Source organism: Micromonospora sp. ATLC20 (assembly GCF_057196585.1).
Map to the genome: position 1 here is coordinate 1 of NZ_JBXUOV010000288.1, position 4,421 is coordinate 4,421.

Annotated in this window: 3 protein-coding genes; 1 reads left to right on the forward strand and 2 read right to left on the reverse strand. The window is 74.4% G+C overall.

The genetic code is table 11. The annotated features are described in order from the left end of the window. Both AC2CHG_RS30150 and AC2CHG_RS30155 read right to left on the reverse strand, forming a co-directional pair. On the reverse strand, positions 1-2,140 hold a 2,140-nt coding region (locus tag AC2CHG_RS30150), incomplete at its 3' end, for a sensor histidine kinase (RefSeq protein ID WP_484526078.1). Continuing rightward, positions 2,127-3,299, reverse strand: coding sequence for a hypothetical protein (locus AC2CHG_RS30155; protein WP_262013261.1), 1,173 nt, complete (start codon positions 3,297-3,299; stop codon positions 2,127-2,129). The genes AC2CHG_RS30155 and AC2CHG_RS30150, both read right to left, overlap by 14 nt. 372 nt (positions 3,300-3,671) lie before the next feature. On the opposite strand from AC2CHG_RS30155, the gene AC2CHG_RS30160 reads away from it, so the two are divergent. Then, the coding region (locus tag AC2CHG_RS30160; RefSeq protein WP_484526079.1) for an alpha/beta hydrolase at positions 3,672-4,421 on the forward strand (750 nt) is incomplete at its 3' end.

Sequence of the window (4,421 nt, forward strand, 5' to 3'; positions counted from 1 at the left end):
GGGCCGGGCCGGCGACCGGTGTCGGTGGGGAGAGGTGCCCGGGACGCGCCGGCGGTACGGCCGACGGCGGCCAGACCGGCGGCGGACCGCCGGTGGGCGGGCCGTGGTCCTCGGCCGGCTCCGCGCCTTCGGCCTGGTGGCCGAACGCGTTCCACGGGTCGCCGCTGGACATGCTGCGGGTGGCCCGGCTCAGCAGTTCGGCGTCGAAGCCGGCCGGCACCTCGACAGCCGCCGGCTCCGGCTCGCGTGCGCCGGGTACGGCGGCCCGGCCGGCGCTGACGCCGACCGGTTCGGGACGGCGGATCACGAGTGAGGCGCCCGGGATCTCCAGGGCCGCGGTGACGCCGCCACCGGGGGTGTGGCTCAACTGGACGCTCCAGTCGTGCCGGCGGGCCAGCCGGCCGACCACGAACAGGCCGAGCACCTCGGTCGGGGCGAGGTCGAGGCGTTCCCGCCGGGTGAACCGGGCGTTCTCCTCGGCCATCCGGTCCCCGGTCAGGCCGATGCCGTGGTCGACCACGACCAGCCGGGCTCCGCCGTCGGTCAGCTCGCCGGTCACCACCACGCGGGTGTGCGGGGGCGAGAACGAGGTGGCGTTCTCCATCAGCTCGGCGAGCGTCAGCACCAGGTCACCGGCGATGGCGGGGGCCGCCGCCACGCCGGGCGGGACCTCCACGTCCACGCGGGTGTAGTCCTCGATCTCACCGAGCGCGAGCCGGACCACGTCGGCCAGCGGCACCGGGGCCACGTGGCCGTCCGAGCCGGTGGCGCCGGAGAGCACCACCAGGCTGCCCGCGTTGCGGCGCAACCGGCTGGAGATGTGGTCGAGCCGGTACAGGTGCTCCAGGCGGCCCGGGTCGGTCTCCTGCCGTTCCAGCCGGTCGATGAGCGCGATCTGGCGGCCGACCAGGTTCTGCGTACGGCGGCCGACGTGGCCGAACATCTGCGCCACGTTGCGCCGGCCGGCGACCTGCCGCTCGACCAGCCGGGCGGCGGTGTGCTGCACCCGGTCGAACGCGCGGGCCAGGTCGCCGATCTCGTCCCGGGCGCTGACCTCCACCGGGTCGAGGCGTACCGGGGGGACCGTCTCGGACTCGTCGTCGGCGACGCGGGTCAGTTCGGCCTCGGTGACCCGGGCGACCCGTTCGGCGGAGCGGGTGAGCCGGCTCAGCGGCCGGGCCACCGTACGCGCCACGGTCATGCTCAGCAGCACCACGACGAGCAGGATCGCGGCCGCCGCGAGGCTGACCAGCCAGGCCGCGGTCAGCGCCTCCCGTTCCCGGGCGCGGGTCTCCGCGATGACGTCCGCGACGACCTTCTTCTCCACGAACTGGCCCAGCGTGATCATCGACCGGGCCGACGGGAACAGCACGTCCAGCGGCACCGGCGCGATCGCGCCCTCCGGGTCGCGGAGGCTGTCCACCAGGAACGTCGGGCTGGTCCGGGCGGCCACCGCGGCGTCGTCCAGCTGGGCAACCTTGAGCTGCTCGGGCGTGATCAGCTTGCGGAACCGCCGGTTGTCGACGTTGAGCGCCGCCATGCAGGCCACGAACGCGCGGGCGACCTCCGGATCGCCTGTGGCCTTGACCAGCACGATCTGGGTGGTGCACGAGCTGAGGGACTCGTCGACGCGCAGCAGCGCGTCGAGGGCGAGCACCTGCCGCCCGGCGGCGGTGTCGGTGTCCACCCGGAAGGGCAGCCGCAGCGCGTCGATCAGGGCGGTGTCGACCTCGCCGAACACGGTCAGGATCTGCTGCGGCGTGGCCCGGCCGGCGAGCGTGGCGTTGCGGACGTCCTCCAGCCGGCGTACCCCGTCGAGGCTCTCGCGGACGGCCGCGGGGAGCGGCTCGGCGCGCAGGTCGGCGACCCGGTCGTCGACGGTGGCCGACTTCTGGATCAGCTCGGTGCGGCTCACCCGCCGCAGCAGCAGGCCGATCGAGAGCAGGCGTTCCTGCTGGAGGTCCTGGACCAGGCTGCCGACCCGGCTGGCGACGCGGACGGTCTCGGCGGTGTCGGCGGCCTGCCGGGCGGCGGTCACCCGGTCGATGACGACCGGTACGGCCAGGCCGACCATGCTGAGCAGCGGAATGATCACCAGCAGGGCGAGCTTGCCCCGGATGCGTAACCTACCGAGCAGCATCGAACGGCCTCCACCGGTCGGCGTCGCCACCGTGTCCCACGGCGACCGGCTGGCGGTCGTCCTCGGGCACGGCGGGCGGCGGGGCGGGGCGGGCCGCCGGGGCGGCCTCGGCCGGTTCCCGGCGGGACGGAGTGGCCCGGTTGCGGTCCCGGCGCAGCGCGGCCACGTGCAGCGCGACGATGCCGGCGATCAGCAGCACCGCCGCCCCGGCGGCGATCCGGCCCAGCAGCCGGTCCCGCTCCAGGGTGTCGAGCCGTTCCCGCAGCAGCGCGTCGAGCTGGTCGAGGATGACCGTACGGAGCTGCTTGGCGGCGTTCTGCGCGCTGATCCCGGCTTTTGTGAGCTGGTCGGTGCCCGGCGCGGACCGGCCGGCGCCGGGCGCCGAGTAGACGGCGAACGTCTCCAGGGACCGCTGGTAGGTGTCCAGCGGGGTGAGCACGTTGGCGCCCAGGTCGGTGCTCTCCGAGCTGTCCACCGCCGAGCGCAGGTCGGTGACCAGGTCGGTGGCCGGACCGAGCGCGGCGACCCGCAGCTCGGCCAGCTCGGCGCCCACCCGCGCGCGCTCGGCGGCGGGGCGCTTGGCGGACAGCCGGGCCAGGTCGACGAGCCGCCCGGCCAGCACCGTCGCGGTGGGCAGGTCCCCGCCGATGCCGTCCTGGAGGAAGAACGAGTCGGAGCGGGGGTCGCGGATCAGCCCGGAGCTCTCCCGCACCTTGCGGTAGAGGGCCAGCAGCAGGTCGGACGCCTCGCCGTAGGCCCGGTACGCCGCCTCGGGGTCGCCGATGCCGCGGTCCGGCAGCGCCTCCAGCTTGGCCCGCAGCCCGGCCCAGCGTTCGTGGGTGCGCAACTCGTCACCGACGGCGTTGTCGACCTCCGCGACGCCCTCGATGGCGGCGGCGAGCGAGGCCCGGGAGACCGCCCCCTCGGCGACGGCGATGGCCTGGGCCTCCACCAGCGTGTCGGTGACCGGCCCGAGGGCGCGCAGGTAGCGGACGCCGAGCCGCTCCCGGCTCACCAGGTCGTGGTCGTCGGCGAAGTCGCGTTCGGCCTGGATGAAGATCAGCCCGAGCGGGGCCAGCAGCGCCAGCACCAGAACCAGGGTGAGCGTACGGCCCGGTACGGCGGGCCGCCGACGGACCCGCGACGCGGGGACTGTCATGTGTTCTCCTCCGGCGACGGCGGGGCGATCGGTGCCCCGGGAGGTCGCCGTACGCAGTCCCGTGCACCGGACCGGAAAAGTAGCCGAACCGGACGCGCGTGAGACCTCGGCCGATGAGTCGGCTTCACGTCAGTCCACTTTGGGTGACCCTGTGTCAGGGCGAAAGGTACGTAGCGTGTGATCGAGTTGCCGAGAAATGACATCGACGATGGTTTGCGCCTGTAGATGTGAATTCACGTGATCCGAATACGTCCCGCTGGGATGCTCTGGACCTTTGGCGGATGACGGACGCTTCGCGACGATCGGCGCAACCGGACAGACGTACGGCGGATCTCAGCGAATGCTCAGCCGCCGGCCCGTACCGTGTGCCGCATGAGATCAACCGCCGCGCGGCTCCGGCGCGCCCTGGCCGGCCATCCGCGCCGCATCGTCGCCGCGGTGGCGGTGGTCGTCCTCGTCGCCGCCGCGCTGGTCTGGGCGGCCCGGCCGCGGGGTGACGACTTCCGGACCGAGGCGGCGCTGGTGACCGTACGCTCCGGGCCCTCCGGTGACGAGCCCGTCGACCTGGACACCACGCTCTACCTGCCGGCCGATGCCTCGTCGTCGAAGCGGGTACCGGCGGTGCTGCTGGCGCACGGCTTCGGCGGCACCAAGGACTCGGTCCGCTCGGACGCCGAGGACCTGGTCGCCCGCGGGTACGCGGTGCTCACCTGGACCGCCCGCGGCTTCGGGCGCAGCGGCGGCCAGATCCACCTGGACAACCCCGACTACGAGGTGCGGGACGCGCAGCGCCTGCTCGACCGGCTCGCCGAGCGCCCGGACATCCGCCTCGACGCGGCCGGCGACCCCCGGGTCGGTGTGGTGGGCGGCTCGTACGGCGGCGGCCTGGCCCTGCTGCTCGCCGCGCAGGACCAGCGGATCGACGCGATCGTCCCGATGATCACCTGGAACGACCTGTCCCGCGCCTTCCTGCCCGAGAGCAGCGGCCGGCAGCCCACCGACGGCGTGTTCAAGAAGGGCTGGGCGGGCATCTTCTTCGGCGGCGGCGGGAACGCCGGCTCCGGTCCGGCCGGGCTCTCCGGGGCCACCGCCGCCGCGCCGGAGGGCGCGCCCGAGTCGGCC

Coding starts and splice junctions, on each gene's coding strand:
- AC2CHG_RS30155 (WP_262013261.1), bottom strand. CDS start 3,299: ATGACAGTCCCCGCGTCGCGGGTCCGTCGGCGGCCCGCCGTACCGGGC.